Here is an 18,127-nt window from a genome sequence, read left to right on the forward strand (position 1 = left end):
CACACCACCCATCACGAGGAGGAACCACCCATGCCCATCCGTCCCTCGACTGCCCCGGGCGCGACAGCGCCCGCTCGTGCGAGACACCGGGTCCACCGGTCCGCCCTGACTGCCGGACTCGGCGCGCTCGGCCTGCTGGCCGCCTTCACCATCGCCAACTCCCAGGCCGCCGAGAGCGGTTCGGCGGCGTCTCCGGCCGCGTCCGCACTGCCGGCGTACGCCCATGTGGTCGTCGTCGTGTACGAGAACAAGCAGTACGGCGAGGTCATGGGCAGCGCCAACGCCCCGTACATCAACCAGCTCGCGGGCGGCGGCGCGAGCCTGACCGGAATGAAGGCGCTGACTCACCCCAGCCAGCCGAACTACTTCAACCTCTTCTCCGGCGCCACGCAGGGCATCACCGGGGACAGCTGCTACACCCCGCAGTCGATGACCGCCCCCAACCTCGGCCAGGAGCTGATCGCGGCCGGCAAGACCTTCGCGACCTACAACGAGGACCTGCCCGCCGAGGGCTCCACGGCCTGCACCAACGGCCAGTACGCGCAGAAGCACAACCCGTGGTTCGCCTTCAAGAACGTGCCGCTGAACACCGGGAAGACCTGGGCCCAGTTCCCCCAGGGCAACTTCGCCGCGCTCCCGGACCTGTCGTTCGTGGTGCCCAACCAGTGCAACGACATGCACTCCTGCTCGGTCGGCACGGGCGACACCTGGACGAAGAACAGCCTCGACGCCTACGCGCAGTGGGCGAAGGCCAACAACAGCCTGCTGGTGCTGACCTGGGACGAGGACAACTACCTGGGCTCCAACCAGATCGCCACGGTCTTCTACGGGGCGAACGTCAAGACGGGCAAGTACGCGACCGCCTTCAACCACCACCACCTGCTGCGCACCTTCGAGGACCTGTTCGGTACGGCGACGCACGCGGGGAACGCGGCCAACGTCCAGCCGATCAGCGAGGTGTTCGGCGGCGCCACGGAACCCACGCCGACGCCTACTCCCACCCCGACCCCAACCCCAACCCCCACTCCGTCCCCTACCAGCGGTGATCTGAAGCTGGTGAACCCCGGCCCCCAGACCTGCAAGTTCAACCAGACCTGCACCATCCAGCTCACCACCACCGGTGGCAACCCCCCCGTCCGCTACACCGCCACAGGACTCCCCTGGGGCCTCACCCTCGACAGCACCACCGGCCGCATCACCGGCAAACCCTGGGCCACCGGAACCCTCCAGATCACCGCCACCGCCACCGACACCACCCAAACCACCCCCACCACCACCTTCCCCCTCACCCTCAACTGGTTCTGAAGGAGGCCTCCGTGTACCTGTCGACCAGCCGCGCCGCGGACATCGCCGTAGGACCGGCGGCTCCGAAGGGTCCCCTGCGGGCCGTCCCCGGCACCGTGCTCGCGCTCGGCCTGGTCAGTCTGGTCACGGACGTCTCCGCGGAGATGGTCACCGCGGTCCTGCCCCTGTACCTGGTGGCCGGACTCGGGATGTCCCCGCTCGCCTTCGGCGCCCTGGACGGGATCAACCAGGGCGCCACCGCGCTGCTGCGCCTGGTGGGCGGACGGGTTTCGGACCGCACGCAGCGCCGCAAGCTCGTCGCGGGCACGGGCTACGCGATCTCCGCCGGGTGCAAGGCGGCCCTGCTGCTGGTCGCCACGCCCTGGTCGGTGGCGGCGGTGCTCGCCGCCGACCGGACCGGCAAGGGCCTGCGCACCGCCCCTCGCGATGCGCTCATCTCGCTGTCCTGCCCGCCGGAGGAACAGGGCAGGGCCTTCGGCGTACACCGGGCGATGGACACGGCGGGCGCGCTGCTCGGCCCGCTGGCCGCGTTCGCGGTGCTGTGGGCGGCCGTCGACGGATACGCGGCCGTCTTCACCGTGAGCTGCTGCTTCGCCGTGCTGGGAGTCGTGGTGCTCGCCCTCTTCGTACGCGAAAGCCACGCATCCGCATCCGCATCCGCACCCGCCCCCGCGCCGCCCGTCGGCCCGCCCGCGGCCCGGACCCTCCTGCGGATCCCCGGCCTGCGGCGGCTCTGCCTGACCGCGGCCGTTCTCGGCCTGTTCACCGTCGGCGACGCCTTCCTCTACCTGCTGCTCCAGCGGCGCCTGGACCTGCCGGTCGTCTGGTTCCCGCTGCTGCCGGTCGGCACGGCCGCCGTGTTTCTGCTGGCCGCGCTTCCCGTGGGCCGGCTCGCCGACCGGGTGGGACGCCACCGGGTGTTCCTCGGCGGCCACCTGCTCCTGCTCGGCGCCTGCCTGCTGCTGCTGGCCCCGCTGCCGCCCGGCCCCGCGCTCGCCCTCGGGGTCCTCGGGCTGCTCGGCCTGTTCTACGCGGCCACCGACGGGGTCCTGATGGCCGCCGCCGCGCCGCTGCTGCCCCCGGGGCTGCGCACCACGGGGCTGGCGGTCCTCCAGACCGCGCAGGCCCTGGCACGCTTCGCGGGCTCCCTGTTCTTCGGCGCCGCCTGGACCCTGTGGGGCCCGGGCCCGGCGCTGGCCGCGGCGGCCGCCGGACTACTGCTGGCCCTGACCACAACGGCCCTGGCCACGACCGGGTTCGCGAGCGGCCCCGCTGCGGGGGAGGGCTGCCCCGAGGGCTGAGGACGGCCGGGACCGGCACCGGGGCGGACCGGCCCCGCCCCTGTCCCGGGCCTTCCCGTCAGGCCGGTGTTCCGCTCGGCTGCTTCGCGGCCCGGCGCCGTAGGGCGTCCTCGTCGGTGTCCGCGTCGTAGGAGATCAGCTTCGGCAGCAGGGCGGTCAGGGCGGCCACCGCGGCCACGCAGGCCAGACCGCCGCTCCAGAAGGCCGCACGGGTGCCGGTCCAGCCGGCCATCGTTCCCGCGCGGACCTGGCCGAGCTGCGGGCCGACGCTGTACGAGAGCACCTCGATGCCCGCGAGCCGGCCCCGCAGCTCCTCGGGGATCGTCTGGTTCCAGATCGTGGCGCGCCCCAGCCCGCTGAGCATGTCGCCCGCGCCGGCCACCGCGAGGCACAGCAGTACCAGCCAGATGCTCCCGGACCAGCCCGCGGCCGCGATGGCCAGCCCCCACACCCCCGCCCCGCACACCACCAGCAGCCCGTGCCGGCGTACCCGCGAGACCCAGCCGCTGGTCAGCCCCAGCACCATCGAACCCACCGCGCCCGCCGCGTACATCAGCCCGAGCGCCCATACCGCGTCGAGCTCGTCCGCCAGGAAGGGGAAGACGGCGTTCGGGAACGCGAAGATCATCGCCGCCAGGTCCACGGCGTACGTGCCGAGCAGCACGGGCCGGCTCCACGCGTACCGCGCCCCTTCGGCGATCCCGCGCAGCGAGGGCCGCTCGGCGTCCCGTCGGGGCGGGGCCGGCCGCAGCCGCAGGCACAGCAGGACCGAGACGAGGAACCCGAGGACGGTGACCGCGTACGCGGCGGCGTATCCGGCGTAGGCGACGACCAGACCGGCCAGCGCGGGACCGGCGATCGCGCCGAACTGGTAGCGCAGCCCGTTCAGCGCGGCGGCGGCGGTCAACTGGTCGTGCGGCACGATCCGGGCCATCAGCGAGTCCAGGGCGGGCCGCTGCAGTCCGGCCAGCGCCGATACGCCCGCCGCGACCACGTACAGCGGCCACAGCAGCGGACTCGGCAGGGCCGCGTTCACCAGGAGGACCAGGGCGAGCACCCCGAGCCCGGCCTCGGTCAGCAGGATCATCCGCCGCCGGTCGACGGCGTCGGCGAGGGCGCCGCCGTAGAGACCGAAGACCACCAGCGGGAGCAGCTCCACCGCGCCCATCGCACCGACCGCGAGCGGCGAGTCCGTCAGGTGCTTGATCTGGAGCGGCAGCGCGATCATCGCCATGAACGAGCCGAAATAGGTGACCGTGCCCTGGTGGAACAGCAGCCGGAAGTCGGGGCTGGACCGGAAGGGGGCGAGGTCGGGAAGTACGGAGGCGAAACGGGAGGTGCTCACGACGGGTCATCGTCGGTCTCCGCCCCCGCCCGGGGCAACGCATTTTCGGCGTGGGCCCGGCGGTCGGCGGGGGCCGTACGATCCTGCACAATCGGCGGATGAGCGATGAAGACCCTTACCTCTGGCTGGAAGACGTCACCGGCGAGGCCGCCCTCGCCTGGGTGCGTGAGCGCAACGAGGAAACGGTGTCCGCGCTGGCGTCGGATCCCGGGTTCAAGGTGCTGGAGTCGGGGATCCGCGAGGTCCTCGACGACGACGGCAGGATCCCGTACGCACGCCGGCGCGGACGCCACCTGTACAACTTCTGGCAGGACGCCGACCACGTTCGCGGCCTGTGGCGGCGCACCACGCTGGAGGAGTACCGCAAGGAGCGGCCCGACTGGGAGCCGGTCCTGGACCTGGACGCGCTCGCCGAGGCGGAGGGGGAGAAGTGGGCCTGGGCGGGCAGCGCCGTCCTGGCGCCCGACCACCGTCACGCCCTGGTCATGCTGTCGAGGGACGGCGCGGACGCCTGTGTGGTCCGCGAGTTCGACCTTCAGGAGCTGGAGTTCGTCGAGGGCGGGTTCGAGGTCGCCGAGGCCAAGACCCGGATCGGCTGGATCGACCGGGACCGGGTCTGGATCGGGACGGACTTCGGCCCCGGTTCGATGTCCGCGTCCGGCTACCCCCTCCAGGCGCGCCGATGGCTGCGCGGCACGCCCCTGGCGGAGGCGGAGACGGTCTACGAGGGCCGGCCGACGGACCTGTCCGCCTCCGCCTGGCACGACGACACACCCGGATTCGAACGGGACTTCGTCCACCGGCAGATCGACTTCTGGAAGCAGGAGCTGCTCCTCCTCCCCGGGGGCGGGAAGGGCGCCGAGCCCTCGGAGACGGCCGAGCCCGTGAAGATCGAGGTTCCGGCCGACGCCAGTGCGTCCGTTCACCGCGAGTGGCTGCTCGTCGCGCCGAAGTCGCCGTGGCTCGGCCACGCCGCGGGCAGTCTGCTCGCCTTCGACTTCGAGGCCTTCCTGGCGGGGGAGCGGGAGGCGGCGGTGCTCTTCACCCCGGACGAGCACACCGCGCTCGCGGGCTGGAGCTGGACCCGCCACCACCTGATCCTCACCGCCAGCGCCGACGTCTCCTCCCGGCTGGAGATCCTGACCCCCGGGCCGGGCCCCGGCGGCTGGAGCCGCACCCCGCTGGCCGGCGTCCCGCCGCTGTCCACGGCCTCCGTCACGGGTACGGACCCGGACGTGAGCGACGAGTTCTTCCTGAACGTCGCGGGATACCTCCAGCCGTCCACCCTCTACCGGGGGACGGCCCCGTCCGGCGCCGACGAGACCGTCAAGCAGGGCCCCGCCCTCTTCGACACCGACGGTCTCGCGGTCCGCCAGCACTTCGCGAGCTCCGCGGACGGCACGAGGGTGCCGTACTTCGTCGTCGGACCCGAGGACCGAACCGGCCCCGGTCCCACCCTGCTGTACGGGTACGGCGGCTTCGAGGTCTCCATGGTCCCGGGCTACAGCGCCGTCACCGGCCGCGCCTGGCTCGCGCGGGGCGGCACCTACGTGGTGGCGGGCATCCGGGGCGGGCACGAGTACGGGCCCGACTGGCACAAGGCCGCGATCGGCGCGGGCCGGGTCCGGGCCTACGAGGACTTCGCCGCCGTGGCCCGGGACCTCGTCGCCCGGGACATCACCACCCCCGCCCAGCTCGGTATCGAAGGCGGCAGCAACGGCGGGCTGCTCATGGGCGCGATGCTCACGCGCGACCCCGAACTGTTCGGAGCGGTCGTCGCCCACGTGCCGCTGCTGGACATGCTCCGCTTCCACAAGCTGCTCGCCGGCGCGAGCTGGATCGCCGAGTACGGGGATCCCGACAGCCCGGACGACCGGCCCCACCTGGAGCGGATCTCCCCGTACCACCAGATCCGGACGGACGGGCCCCCGTACCCGCCGCTGCTCCTGCTGACCTCGACCCGCGACGACCGCGTCCACCCCGGGCACGCCCGCAAGATGGCCGCCCGGCTGCGGGAGTCGGGGCACCCCGTCCTCTTCCACGAGCACCTCGGCGGCGGCCACGCGGGCGCCACCGACCACGGGCAGACCGCCTTCAACGAGGCGCTGGTGCACACCTTCCTGTGGGAGCGGCTGACCCCGTCGAGGTGAGCGGGGCTCCGGTGCGGCGCGCGGCCCCGGCCGTCCGGGCGTCCGCACCGCCGCCCGGACGGCCGCCTCCGGGGCGTGGGGGACACCGGAGACGGGCGCCCGGGCGGCGGGCGTACGGCAGGGGGGTCATAGGCTGTCGGTCCGGCGGCCCCCGCCGCCCGGTGGCCTCCCGCCCCCGCCGCCCTGCGAAAAGGACCTACGTCATGAGTGAGAAGGCCCGCAAGCTCTTCGACGCGCTCGACCTGAACAGCGACGGTGTGCTGACCCGGGTAGAGGTGATCACGGCCCTGCGCAGCAAGGGCCCCACCCTCGCCGCCCACGGCGACCTGCCCTTCTGGGCCGTGGGCGACGTGGACGCCTCCTCGGCCCTCTTCGACCGGGCGAACCTGGACGGCGACGAGGTACTGACCTTCGAGGAGTTCGAGCACGAGGTGGACCGCCGCTTCGGCTGGTAGCGCCTAGTCTAGTGCGGTGACCGGAAAGGTTCACCGTGTCGCGGCGCCCGGCACGGCACTTCTCCCCCAGCTACCGCTGGGAGGTGCCCCCTGCGTTGTCGGACCGGGCAAGTACGTCCGGTACGAGCCTCGGCCCTCCGCCTTGCGATGCACCGCACCGGACACCGCGACCCGGCACACCTTCCCGGCCACAGCACTAGGTCGTCGATCAGTCGCGGATCCCGTCGCAGGCGATCCGCAGGTGCCGGGGCCCGCGCAGGACCGCGTTCTGCCGGTAGGGCGGCGGATCCTCCAGCAGCCGCGGGTTCTCCAGCCGCCGGGCCAGCTCGCTCAGCGCCAGCTGCGCCTCCAGCCGCGCCAGCGGGGCGCCGAAGCAGCTGTGGATGCCGCTGCCCAGACCCAGGTGCTGGATGTCCTTGCGGTACGGGTCGAAGCGGTCCGGGTTCTCGAAGCGGTTCGGGTCCCGGTTGCCGGAGGCCAGGATCAGCCACATGGACGAACCCTTGGGGATGGTGACTCCGCCGACCTCGATGTCCACGAGCGGGGTGCGCTGCGGCAGCAGCTGCACCGGCGGCTCGAACCGCAGCAGCTCCTCCACCAGCGGTACGGCCAGACCGGGGTTCTGTCGCAGTTGCTCCAGCACATCCGGATTGCGCAGCAGTGTCAGCATCCCGTTGGTGATCAGATTGACCGTGGTCTCGTGGCCGGCGATCAGCAGCAGGGCCGCCGTGCTGAGCAGCTCCATCGTGGACATGGCCCCGTCCGGGCCGTCCGCCACGGCCAGCTGGGAGAGCATGTCGTCGCCGGGGGCCTTGCGCCGCTCCTCGATCAGCCCGGCCAGGTACATGCCCAGCTCCATCCGGGAGTCGTGGGTCTTGCGCTGGCGTTCGGCGGGATCCGAGTCGGGATCGGGGTCCAGGCTGGCCGCCAGGGTGTCGGCCCAGACGTGGAAGCGGGCCTCGTCCTCGCGCGGGACGCCCAGCAGCTGGCAGATCATCGTCACCGGGAACGGGTAGGCGAACTGGTCGACCAGGTCGATCCGTTCGGTGTCCCCGAGGTTGTCGATGAGGCCGGTGACGATGTCCTTCAGCCCGCCGCGCATCCCGTCGACCCGGCGCGGGGAGTGCGGCGGGCCGAAGGGCCGGTTGGTCATCCGGCGCAGCCGGTCGTGCTCCGGCGGGTCCAGCTTCAGGAAGCTCGGCGGCAGCGCCGTCTGCTCCCCCTCCCCGCCCTCGGCCAGCGGGTCCCCGGCCGTGGCGGCCAGGTTGCGGGAGTCGGAGCTGAGCCGTGGATCGTGCAGCAGGTTGTGGATGTCGTAGTAGGAGCTGACGACGTAGGGTCCGGTCCCGTCGTGGAAGACGGGAGTCTTGCGCAGCTCCTCGTAGAGGGGGTACGGGTTCGCGCGGTTGGCGTAGTCCAGGATCTGGCTCAGGATGCCGTGGGACATGGCGGATCCTCCGGGAACGTGCGGGTCAGTGCCCGGCGGGGGTGAAGGTGGCGATCCGGCGGTCGGCCGGCGAGTACCCGCTGAGGGTGATGGTCGGGCCGTGCGTGGGGATCGAGGGGTCGGGGAAGTCCGCCGGGATCGGCCGCTGCCCGTCGGCGCGCCGGTCCACCGTGGTGAACGGGGGCGGGAAGGGTGCGGTGCACTCGATCTGCCGCTCGTAGAACGGCAGCCAGCGGGCGTTGTCGAAGGTGACGGCGCCGATGACCCGGCCCTGGTAGCCGTAGACCCCCGTGAAGCGGCGCTCGGCCCGCGACCCCTGGGTGATCATGATCTCGGTACCCATGGAGGGCACGCCGACCGACTTGATGTTCACCCCGAACTGGGAGGACCAGAACGCCGGCACCCACAGGTGCGGGCGGCGGTCGGTGCTCTCGCTCAGCATGTTGTGGGCGGCCGTCTCGGCCTGCGCCACGGCGTTGCCCCAGTGCTCCAGGGAGAGGAACTGGTAGCCGAACAGGGCGTGCGGGGAGCGGGCCACGTCGCCCGCCACGTAGATGTCGTCGGTGACGATCCCGCGCAGGTCGAAGGCCCGGCAGCCCGCGTCGCAGGCGATGCCGCGCGGACCCGCCCCGAGTCCGGAGCCGGTCAGCCACTCGGTGTTGCGCTGGGCGCCGAGCGAGACGACCACCACGTCGCATTCGAGTGTGCTGCCGTCGGAGAGGTGCGCGGCCCGCACCCGTCCGCTGGAGTCGCCCTCCAGGCCGGTCACCATGATCCCGGTCCGCAGGTCGACGCCGTTCTCCCGGTGGAGTTCGGCGGCGACCGCCCCGATCACCCCGCCGAGGGCGCCGACCAGGGGGGCGTCCCCGCGTTCGGCGACGGTCACCTCCAGCCCGCGTTCGCGGCACGCCGAGGCGATCTCGGAGCCGGTGAACCCGGCGCCGATGACCAGGACCCGGCGCGGTCCGGCCGCCAGCGCACGGGCCAGCCCCGCCCCGTCCTCGCGGGTGCGCAGGGTGAAGACCCCGGAGAGTTCGCCCTCGGCCTCGTTCGGCCAGGGCCGGGCCCGGACTCCGGTGGCGATCAGCAGGCGGTCGTACGGGACTTCGTCGCCGTCGGCGAGCTTGACCGTACGGGCCGCCATGTCGAGGCCGGTGGCCGCGACGCCCAGCCGCCATTCGGCGTCGATGTCGCGTCGCCGGGGAAGCAGGGTGTGCTCGGCGTCGGCCCGGCCCAGCAGCACCTGCTTGGACAGCGGAGGGCGGTCGTACGGCTCGTGGGGCTCGTCGCCGATCAGGGTCAGCGAGCCGGCGAAGCCCTTCTCCCGCATGACCTCGGCGGCACGCAGACCGGCCAGGGAGGCGCCGACGACCACGATCCGGCCGGAGCGCTTGAGCTGGTCCAGGGCGGTGTCAGGCATCGGATGCCTCCCCGCCGGCCGCGGCGGCGGCAGGGGTGCGCCGGGCGGTGGCACCGCCGGGATCGGGCAGGTCCAGATCGTCCACGAGGATCGCCTGCACGGGGCAGGCGGCGACGGCCTGGGTGATGCGTTCGCGCTGGGCTTCCTCGGCCTGGGGATCGTAGAGAAGCCCCTCGTCCCCGTGCATCGCGAAGACGTCGGGGGCGAGGAAGGCGCACTGCGCGTACCCCTGGCACCGGTTGAGATCGACGACGAGCCTCAGCAAGGTGTGGTCCTCTCGGAGCCCCCCTGGGCTTCCCGACCAGCCTGCGCGCGGTGGGGCCGGGGAGCCCGTCAGCCACCGCCATTGGAGTGCCGTCCGTGCGCCGGGCCCGCAGGATCCGGGGCGGTGGCGCGGCCCCGCCCCGACCGCAGGATGTAAAGGCTCACGATCAGGGCCCAGGCCGGGAAGACCAGCTCGGACCAGGGCACGGAGGAGCCGGCCACCAGCAGCACCAGGCCCGCGAGGTATCCGGTCAGGGCCAGTGGGCGCGGGAAGACCCCGAGCCGGCGCCCGATCGTGGCGGTGGCGAACACGAACACGGCGGCCATCCGCATCCCGTACGTGGTCAGCAGTGTGTAGGCGAAGTGGCGGCCGAACTCCTGGGGCTGATCGTCGTCCAGCACCGTACCGGCGGCCGCGGCGGCGCCGAAGAGACTGGCGACGAAGATCAGCCCGCTGCCCAGGAAGACGGTGGTGACGAACCGGTCCTCGGCCTCACCGGCGTGTTCGCGCAGCGCGCCCATGAACCACAGGAAGGCGATGCCCGCGAAGGGGACGAGCTCCAGCGCCGTGGTCACCGCGTCCCGCTGGCCCGCGGTGACCTCGATCCGGGCCGCGCCGCCTCCCTGCGGCAGGGCGATCCGGGCCAGCACGATCGCCGCCGCCATGAGGGCGGCGAAGAGGATCCCCGCCAGCCCCGCCGCCCGGGGGGTGCTCAGGCTCTGTCCCGGGGCGGTCCCCGGTGTTCCTAGTCTCATTCGTCCAGCAAGCCCGGGGTACGGCCGTGGTGCCAGCGGGGCCGCGCGCCCGGGTGACGGCGGGCCGGGGTTCCGCCCAAGGCAGGGTGATGTAAGAAATCATTGACATCGAGTATGGGTTCTTTTACCTTCGTGATGTCAAAGTTCTTTTACATGGGAGCGGGTGCGGTCGTGGCCTTCGAAGAGAAGCGCGCATGGATCATGGGGGTGGTCGCGGTCGTCGGGTACGCCGTCTACCTGGCCCTCGTGCTGGGCCGGCCCGGCGACGGCGTCCCCCTCGCGGAGGTCCCGTACATCACCCCGCTGCTCTGGACGGTCGGCGGCGCCATCGTGGCCGCGATGCTCATGAACATCGCGGTCGCGGCGGCCGCACCCGGTGAGGCCGACGTCAAGGACCAGCGCGACAAGGAGATCGGCCGCCTGGGCGAGCACGCCGGACAGTCCTTCCTCGTCATCGGCGCCGTGGCCGCGCTGATCCTCTCCATGGCCGGGGCCGACCGTTTCTGGATCTCGAACGCCCTCTACCTGGGCTTCGTCCTCTCGGCGGTGCTCGGCTCGGTCGTGAAGCTCGCCGCCTACCGCTGGGGGTTCCAGTCGTGGTGAAGCCGACCGGCATCACGAACCGGATCAGGACCCTGCGCTTCGAGCGCGCGGAGATGACCCAGGCGGAGCTGGCGGAGCGCATCGGCGTGACCCGGCAGACCGTCATCGCCATCGAGAAGGGCCGTTACTCGCCCTCGCTGGAGACGGCGTTCAGGATCGCCCGCGTCTTCGCGGTGCCGCTCGAACAGGTATTCCAATACGGGGACGAGGAAGGGGAGACGCCGTGAAGGCGATCACGCAGTACAGGTACGGCTCCAGCGAGGTGCTGGAGCTGAGGGACATCGAAACCCCGACACCGGGCGAGGGCGAGGTGCTCATAGCCGTGCGGGCAGCCGCCGTGGACGCGGGGGTCTGGCACCTCATGAGCGGCAGGCCCTACCTGCTGCGGCTCATGGGGTACGGACTGCGCGCACCGAGCGTTCCCGTGCGCGGCCGGGAGGTCTCCGGGCTGGTCGAGGCGGTCGGGGAGGGGGTGAGCGCCTTCCGCGTGGGGGACGAGGTGTTCGGCATCTGCGAGGGCTCCTTCGCGCAGTACGCGACCGCCCGGCAGGACAGGCTCGCGCACAAGCCCGCCGGCCTGCCCCTGGAGGAGGCCGCCGCCCTCCCGATCTCCGGGCTCACCGCGCTCCAGGCGCTGCGCGACGCGGGGCGGGTGCGGCCCGGGCAGCGGGTCCTGGTCATCGGCGCCGCGGGCGGGGTCGGCACCTTCGCGGTGCAACTGGCCAAGGCGTACGGGGCGCACGTCACCGGAGTGTGCAGCACCACCAAGACGGAGCTGGTGCGCGCGCTCGGCGCGGACGAGGTCATCGACTACACCCGCGAGGAGTTCGCCGACGGCGCCCGCCGCTACGACCTCGTCCTGGACACCGCGGGCAACCGCCCCCTGGCCCATCTCAGGCGCGCCCTGACCCCGCGCGGGACGCTCGTGATCATCGGCGGCGAGGGCGGCGGCCGCTGGCTGGGCGGCATGGGCCGGGTCCTCTGGGCGGCGCTGCTGAACCCCTTCGTGCGCCACGGCCTCAAGGGGTTCATCTCCGCCGAGCGCCAGGCCGACCTGGAGGTCCTGCGGCGGCACGTCGAGGACGGCACGCTGTCCCCCGCCGTCCAGCTCACCTGCCCGCTCGCCGAGGCCCCGGACGCCATCGACCGGCTCCACCGGGGTGAGGCGCGCGGGAAGATCCTCATCACGCCTTAGGGCGCGTCCCCCGGATCGGGCCGGATCAGCCCGTGGCGCCCGGGGACGCGACCCGGGCGGACGGTGTCGAGCCGGTGCCGGACGGGGTGGGCGAAGCGGTCGCGGTGGGCGTGGCAGGCGCTGCGGACGAGCCAGGCGCTGCGGAGGCGCCGGGCGCCGCCGGTGTGGCCGTGTCCCCGGGGGTGCCCGGCGGCGTCGTGCCGGGCGTGGCCGTCGGGGATTGCGGGGCGCAGATGATTTCGTCGCGCGGGGTGTAGTGCGTACGGAACGTCTCCCGGCCGACCTCGTGGCCGGCCCGGACGAAGACGCGGTCGACGGAGACGTCGAATCCCTCCAGCGGGGTCTGTGCCTCGCAGGTGGGGCCGGTGTCGGTGCGCTTCGCCGGCGGCGTGACGTGGGTCCGCGGGCCCTTGGTCGCGCGGATCTCGTCGTACTGCTTCGTGCCGAGCAGGGTGACGGTCACCGAGGTGTCGGTGGACTTGGCGAGGACGGTGACCGGGGACCCGGAGTCGTTCTGCCAGCGCAGGTCGAGGGTGCCCCAGGCGACGGTGGCCTCGCGGCCTTCCGGGTACCGCTCGATGTAGAAGGAGTGCGCCCCGTGCTCGACCGGCTTCAGGCCCGCGAAGAACATGGCGTTGTACATGGTCGTCGCGACCGCGGAGACGCCGCCGCCGGGCGATTTCACGTAACGGCCGTCGTTGATCATGATGCCGTCGACGAAGCCGTTCTCCTTGGTGCGCTCACCCACCGCCTGGTTGAAGCTCCAGATCTCGCCGGGCCGCACGACCGCGCCGTTGATCAGCTCCACGGCGCGCGCGATGTTGTGGGTGCGGTAGGGCGCGGCGGGAAAGGCGACGGTGAAGGAGGAGAGCACCTGCTGCCCGGCGGGGGCCTGGGGGGCGGCCGTGTGGCCGGTCGCCCGGTCCGCCGCGGGCCCGTCGGCTGCGGCCGCGGGACCGGCGGCCAGGCCCCCGAGGCCGAGTACGGCGGCGGTGCCCGCCGATATCAGGGCGATCCGCGTGGTGGCGGTACGGCCGTGGGCGCGTCGCATGTCTCTCCCTGTCGCTCTGGAATCCCCGAACCACACAAGCTTGGTCTAAATCGGACCAAAAGGGCGAAAAATGTGCCGGTTCTCACGTGGGCGGCCAGGGCAGCCAGGGCAGCCAGGGCAGCCCGGGCAGCCCGGGAGGGTAGGGCGGGGAGCCGGCCTACGGAACCGACCGGATCCGTCGGACCAGCAGCGATCCCGCGAGGGCCAGCGCGCCCGCCAGGGCGTACAGGGCCGTGTACCCGCCGAGGTGGGTGACGACCGGGGCCGCGATCACCGGGGCCAGCACCTGCGGCAGTGCGTTGGCGATGTTGATGACGCCCAGGTCCTTGCCCCGGTCCTCGGCGGTCGGCAGTACGTCCGTGAGCAGGGCGAAGTCCACCGCCGTGTACACGCCGAAGCCGAGGCCCAGAATGAGTGAGGCGACGACCGCGCCGGTCCAGGTCTGCCAGACGGCGAGCAGCAGCGTGGCCGCGGCGATGACCAGCCCCGAGCGGATGACGTAGGACTTCCGGCGGCCGCTGCGGTCCGACCGGACGCCGCTGATCACCACCGTGGAGAGCAGGGTGAGGGCGTTGAGCGCCGTGAGGATCAGGACGCCGGTGTCCGCGTCGCCCCCGTAGCGCACGGCGTCGGTCAGGTAGTACAGCAGGTACATCGTGCTGATGGAGTACGAGAGGTTCATCAGGAACCGGGTCAGCCAGGCCCAGCCGAAGTCGGGATGGCGGCGCGGGTCGATCCAGAAGCCGGTCACGAAGCTGCGCCACCGGAAGGCCGGCCGGGCGGCGCGGGCCAGCACCGAGTCCCGCCGCATCAGCAGGTACGGCACGGCCGCGAGCACGGAGAAGGCCGCGCAGGCCAGATAGCCGGCGGTGATCCCGCCCGCGACCGTGGCCAGCGCCGTGCCGACCAGGATCCCGATGACCTGGGAGACGCCGAGCCAGCCGCCGACCAGGCCGCGCTGCCGGGCCGGGACCTGGTCGGGGACGGCCGCGGTGAGCGCGGAGAAGGCCGCGTTGAGGGCGAGCTGGACCAGGCACCAGCCCGCGATCACCACCGCGAGGCTCTGCGCGAACCCGAGGACCACGAGGCCGGCGGCCCCGCCCGCCACTCCGCCCGCCACCCAGGGGATGCGGCGGCCCGCGCGCGCCGTCGTACGGTCGGACAGCGCTCCGAAGACGGGATTGGCGACCATCGAGACGGCCGCTCCCAGCCCCGTCACCACGGCGAGCGTGGACGCCTTGTGGTCGGGGGTGAGGTGCTCGGCCTGGCGCGCCAGGAGCAGCTGCAGCGGTCCGAACCAGCCGACCCAGACCCCGAGGTTCGCGAAGGACAGCGCGCTCACCCACCGGCCGCCGGGCGCCGCGGCGGTACCCGCATCCGCCGCGGCCTTCGGCCCGGCGGTCACCTGCCGCTCTTGATCAGGTCGCGGTACCAGGCGTACGACTCCTTGGGGGTCCGCGCCAGCGTCTCGTAGTTGACGTGGACCAGGCCGAACCGCTGCCGATAGCCCTCCGCCCACTCGAAGTTGTCCAGGATCGACCAGATGAAGTAGCCGCGGACGTCGGCGCCCTCGGCCATCGCCTCGTGCAGGGCGCGGACGTGGCCCTCGTGATAGGCGATCCGGCGCGCGTCCTGGATCCTGCCCGTGCCCGGGTCGGGCCCGTCGCCGTACGAGCAGCCGTTCTCGGTGATGTACAGGGGCGGCAGCCGGTCGCCGTAGCGTGCGCGCAGGGTGGCCAGCAGTTCGCGCAGTCCGTCCGGGACCACCGGCCAGTCGAAGTCGGTGCGCTCGTACCCCTCGATCTCCCGGATGCCGAAGGGCAGGCCGGAGGGCATCTCGATGCCGCCGAAGGCGGAGGCGCCGGCCGGGGTGGGGGCGCCGACGAGCATCGGGTTGTAGTAGTTGACTCCGTACCAGTCCAGCGGGGCCGAGATGGCCTTGAGGTCCTGTGCCACCGGCCCGGGCAGGAGCGCCTCCAGGCCGGCCGGGTAGGCGCCGGTCAGGATCGGGTCCGAGAAGAGCCGGTTGGTGAGCGTGTCGTACAGCTCGGCCGCCTCCCGGTCCTCCTCGCTGTCCCCGGCGGTCCACACCGGGCTGTGCGAGGCGGCTATGCCGATGTGGCGGGCGCCCGCCGCGCGCAGGGCCTGTACGCCCAGACCGTGGGCCAGCAACTGGTGGTGGGCGGCGGGCAGGGCGTCGAAGACGAGCTGTTTGCCGGGGGCGTGCTCGCCGAGCCCGTACCCGAGGAGGGTGACCTCGGCGGGCTCGTTGATGGTGATCCACATGGGCACGCGGTCGGCGAGCCGTTCGGCGACCACCGTGGCGTACGCCGCGAACCGCTCGGCGGTGTCGCGCTTCAGCCAGCCGCCCCGCTCCTCCAGGGCGAGCGGGGTGTCCCAGTGGAAGAGGGTGGGTACCGGATCGATCCCCGCAGCGCACAGCTCGTCGACGAGCCGGTCGTAGAAGTCCAGCCCCGCCCGGTTGACGGCCCCCTGCCCGTCGGGCAGGACCCGGGACCAGGAGACGGAGAACCGGTAGGCGTCCACGCCCAGTCCGCCCATCAGGGCAACGTCCTCGCGGTAGCGGCGGTAGTGGTCGGTGGCCACCTCCGCGTGCGAGCCGTCCTTGACGCGCCCCTGCTCCCTGGTGAAGGCGTCCCAGGAGGAGGGCCCCCGGCCGTCGGCCGTCGGCGAGCCCTCGATCTGGAAGGCGGAGGCGGAGACCCCCCAGCGGAAGCCGGCCGGAAAACGGGGTACGGGCGGTACGGATGCGCTCATGCGGACTCGCTTAGGTCGGGGACGCGCGGGATCCCCGGCACGGGTGCGGGGACGCGCCGGCGGGCGCGCTGCTCACGGCACTTTCGGGTCCCCGGACCCGCCCTGTCAATGGAAAGTGAACAATTCTCAACTTTTACCGTGCCGCGTCGAGCAGGGCCAGCTGCTCCGAGCCGGCCTCCTCCATCTCCCCGGCGAGCTCCCGCGCCTCCCCGGCCCCGCCCGAGGCCCGTTCGCCCGCGCAGAGCAGCAGGGACTGGGTGAGGTGTGCGCGCAGGGCGGCGGCGTAGACCCGGTCGAATTCCTCCCCCGACAGCGCCCCGGCCCTGCGCACGGTGTCGGCGGTGACCATGCCCGGCATGTCGTGCCCCTCGTGCGGGCGGGTGTCGGGCGCCGCGGACCGCGCCAGGAGCCCGCGCAGATCAGCCAGTTCGGCCCCCTGCCTTTGTGCCGCCCGCTCCGCGAACCGGGCCAGCGCCGGATCCCCGGCCCGCCCCGGCGCCAGATCCGTCAGCAGCCGGGCCCGCTCGTCCATCGGGATCATCAGCTGGATCCAGGAGATGTCGGTGGCGTTGAAGGCCGCTGCCCGCGGCGGCCCGCTCACCGGCTGCGCAGCGCAGCCGGCGAGCAGGAACACCGCGAGCAGGGCCCACGCCGGCCGCCGGGTCAGAACGTACCGGCGGAGTTGCACTTGGCGCTCTGAACGACGCAGTCCTTCACACGCTGCCCGAGGGCCGCGTTGTCCCAGGCGTTGAAGAAGTCGCCGTGGATGGAAGAGGCCATGCCCGAGGCCAGGGAGAGGCCGTCCGGGTTTCCGCCGGTCGGATAGCCGATCACGAAGGAGACCGAGGGGATGGCCACCGGATAGGCGCCCCCGCACTTGCCGTTGTAGGTCGTGAAGGACACGTGCGACTTGTGGTCGGGACTGTCGAGGTGCTTGCCGTCCCAGCAGTCGGGGAAGACGAGCTGGTACACGAGCGTGGCCTTCGGCGCGCACACCGGCCAGTTGCCGTCCGAGCTGCGGCCGATCTCCCCGCCCTCGCCCGCACAGTAGAACTGGTTGACCGAGCCGGCCGGAGTGGGCACCTGTGACTTGGCGTTGCCCGCGATCATCCGGAAGCCCTGGGGGAACGGCACCGTCGCCGTGGGATCGGGCAGCCGGGACCCGTAGTAGACGACCATGCCCTCGGGCTCGACGGCGTTGCCGCGCTCGTACAGGGTCGGAATCCAGTAGCTGGACAGGTCCTTGGCGGGGGTGCAGCTCGTCGCGGTGTGCGACAGCAACGACTCCGTCGTGGTGAACGCGTCCGTGCTGCGGTTGCCGAAAAAGCTGTGCATGTGGGAGGCGCCCGGCAGCCCCGGGGCCACGATCGGGTCGTCGGGCTTGGAGTGGCTGTAGACGCAGGTGGCGTTGAACTCGGGTACCCGGACGGAATTCGCGGGCACCGGCGCGGGGGTCATCGCCCGGAACTGGGCCAGTTGGGCGTCCCACTTCGCCTGGTCGATCGACACCCAGCCCGGCGAGGAACCGGCTCCGAACGAGAACCAGTTGACGTTCACGAAGTCCCCGGCCCCAGTGCTGCGCATGACCGCGAACACCGACTGGGAGCCGGCGGGATGGGTGGCCACGTCGGCGGTCCGCGTGGCCCAGCTCTGCCAGCCACCGGTGGCCGCGATGTCGAACTGTGCGAACAGCGGGCCCGTCGGAGAACCGGTGCGCAGCTCGATGGCGCCGGGACCGCCGATGGCCGAGGCCACCCGCGCCGAGACCGTCAGCGGGCCGGAGGCGCCCAGGTCGACGTTGTCGAAGCGCATCCAGTCGCCGTTCGCGAGGTACGCGGCGTTCTGGCCGCCACCCGTGTCGCCGGTCGTTTCGAGTCCTACACCGGACTGCGCCGCGTAGGACTCGGCCTGGACCAGGACGGTGTCGGCGGCCCGGGCGGGCGCGCTGGTCACCGTGGCACCGAGGCTCGCGGCCAGGGCGGTTGCCAGTGCGCCCGCGAGGAGGGCGTGGAGCGTGAACCGGGGTTTTCGCATGACGATTCCTTGTCTGTCGGTGG

The 18,127-nt window shown here is 72.5% G+C and carries 16 protein-coding genes and 1 pseudogene; 7 read left to right on the forward strand and 10 right to left on the reverse strand.

The annotated features are described in order from the left end of the window. The first annotated feature begins 30 nt into the window (after positions 1 to 30). Positions 31 to 1,305, forward strand: a complete 1,275-nt coding sequence (locus OTB20_RS04130; protein WP_267815224.1) for an alkaline phosphatase family protein — start codon at positions 31 to 33, stop codon at positions 1,303 to 1,305. Between the two features lie 11 nt (positions 1,306 to 1,316). Further along, positions 1,317 to 2,606, forward strand: a complete 1,290-nt coding sequence (locus tag OTB20_RS04135) for an MFS transporter (RefSeq protein ID WP_267815225.1) — start codon at positions 1,317 to 1,319, stop codon at positions 2,604 to 2,606. Positions 2,607 to 2,664: 58 nt separating this feature from the next. Here OTB20_RS04135 and OTB20_RS04140 read toward each other — a convergent pair whose 3' ends face one another. Continuing rightward, positions 2,665 to 3,951, reverse strand: a complete 1,287-nt coding sequence (locus OTB20_RS04140; RefSeq protein WP_267815226.1) for an MFS transporter — start codon at positions 3,949 to 3,951, stop codon at positions 2,665 to 2,667. 98 nt (positions 3,952 to 4,049) lie between these two features. Here OTB20_RS04140 and OTB20_RS04145 point away from each other — a divergent pair, with 98 nt between their 5' ends. Further along, positions 4,050 to 6,101, forward strand: coding sequence for a prolyl oligopeptidase family serine peptidase (locus tag OTB20_RS04145; RefSeq protein WP_267815227.1), 2,052 nt, complete (start codon positions 4,050 to 4,052; stop codon positions 6,099 to 6,101). Positions 6,102 to 6,304: 203 nt separating this feature from the next. Then, entirely contained in the window at positions 6,305 to 6,556 is a 252-nt protein-coding gene (locus OTB20_RS04150; protein WP_267815228.1) for an EF-hand domain-containing protein, read from the forward strand. Between the two features lie 208 nt (positions 6,557 to 6,764). On the opposite strand, the gene OTB20_RS04155 is transcribed toward OTB20_RS04150, so the two are convergent. From OTB20_RS04155 to OTB20_RS04170, 4 genes are all read right to left on the reverse strand, one after another. Continuing rightward, positions 6,765 to 8,003, reverse strand: coding sequence for a cytochrome P450 (locus OTB20_RS04155; protein WP_267815229.1), 1,239 nt, complete (start codon positions 8,001 to 8,003; stop codon positions 6,765 to 6,767). A 25-nt stretch (positions 8,004 to 8,028) separates the two neighbouring features. Beyond that, a complete protein-coding gene (locus tag OTB20_RS04160) occupies positions 8,029 to 9,423 on the reverse strand; it encodes an NAD(P)/FAD-dependent oxidoreductase (protein ID WP_267815230.1) in 1,395 nt (464 codons plus the stop codon). After that, complete coding sequence (locus tag OTB20_RS04165; protein ID WP_267815361.1) at positions 9,416 to 9,685, reverse strand: ferredoxin; 270 nt, start codon at positions 9,683 to 9,685, stop codon at positions 9,416 to 9,418. The genes OTB20_RS04160 and OTB20_RS04165 overlap by 8 nt, the downstream gene beginning before the upstream one ends. A 71-nt stretch (positions 9,686 to 9,756) precedes the next feature. Beyond that, a complete protein-coding gene (locus tag OTB20_RS04170; protein WP_267815231.1) occupies positions 9,757 to 10,443 on the reverse strand; it encodes a hypothetical protein in 687 nt (228 codons plus the stop codon). A 135-nt stretch (positions 10,444 to 10,578) separates the two neighbouring features. Between OTB20_RS04170 and OTB20_RS04175 the strand changes: the two genes are divergently transcribed. The 3 genes from OTB20_RS04175 to OTB20_RS04185 are packed head-to-tail and all read left to right on the forward strand — an operon-like array spanning position 10,579 to position 12,241. Continuing rightward, on the forward strand, positions 10,579 to 11,046 hold the full coding sequence (locus OTB20_RS04175) for a hypothetical protein (RefSeq protein ID WP_267815232.1): 468 nt from the start codon (positions 10,579 to 10,581) through the stop codon (positions 11,044 to 11,046). Between the two features lie 53 nt (positions 11,047 to 11,099). Beyond that, positions 11,100 to 11,273: a helix-turn-helix transcriptional regulator gene (locus OTB20_RS04180; protein ID WP_420716327.1), complete on the forward strand. Its 174-nt coding sequence runs from the start codon at positions 11,100 to 11,102 to the stop codon at positions 11,271 to 11,273. Continuing rightward, entirely contained in the window at positions 11,270 to 12,241 is a 972-nt protein-coding gene (locus OTB20_RS04185) for an NAD(P)-dependent alcohol dehydrogenase (RefSeq protein ID WP_267815233.1), read from the forward strand. Before OTB20_RS04180 ends, OTB20_RS04185 begins: the two co-directional genes overlap by 4 nt. Positions 12,242 to 12,470: 229 nt before the next feature. Here OTB20_RS04185 and OTB20_RS04190 read toward each other — a convergent pair. The 5 genes and pseudogenes from OTB20_RS04190 to OTB20_RS04210 form a co-directional block, all read right to left on the reverse strand. Further along, positions 12,471 to 13,112 (reverse strand): annotated as a pseudogene (locus tag OTB20_RS04190) (VanW family protein); the annotation flags it as partial. Positions 13,113 to 13,449: 337 nt separating this feature from the next. After that, on the reverse strand, positions 13,450 to 14,697 hold the full coding sequence (locus OTB20_RS04195) for an MFS transporter (RefSeq protein WP_267815234.1): 1,248 nt from the start codon (positions 14,695 to 14,697) through the stop codon (positions 13,450 to 13,452). Further along, positions 14,694 to 16,070 (reverse strand): GH1 family beta-glucosidase, encoded by a 1,377-nt coding sequence (locus tag OTB20_RS04200; RefSeq protein ID WP_267815235.1) that lies wholly within the window; start codon positions 16,068 to 16,070, stop codon positions 14,694 to 14,696. Before OTB20_RS04200 ends, OTB20_RS04195 begins: the two co-directional genes overlap by 4 nt. Before the next feature lie 133 nt (positions 16,071 to 16,203). Further along, the gene (locus OTB20_RS04205; protein WP_267815236.1) at positions 16,204 to 16,758 is read right to left on the reverse strand and encodes a DUF305 domain-containing protein; all 555 of its coding nucleotides are present in this window, start codon (positions 16,756 to 16,758) and stop codon (positions 16,204 to 16,206) included. Continuing rightward, the gene (locus tag OTB20_RS04210; protein WP_267815237.1) at positions 16,734 to 18,104 is read right to left on the reverse strand and encodes a DUF1996 domain-containing protein; all 1,371 of its coding nucleotides are present in this window, start codon (positions 18,102 to 18,104) and stop codon (positions 16,734 to 16,736) included. The genes OTB20_RS04205 and OTB20_RS04210 overlap by 25 nt, the downstream gene beginning before the upstream one ends. Positions 18,105 to 18,127 lie beyond the last annotated feature (23 nt).

Source organism: Streptomyces sp. H27-H1, assembly GCF_026627445.1.
In the GTDB taxonomy this organism is placed as follows: Bacteria; Actinomycetota; Actinomycetes; order Streptomycetales; family Streptomycetaceae; genus Streptomyces.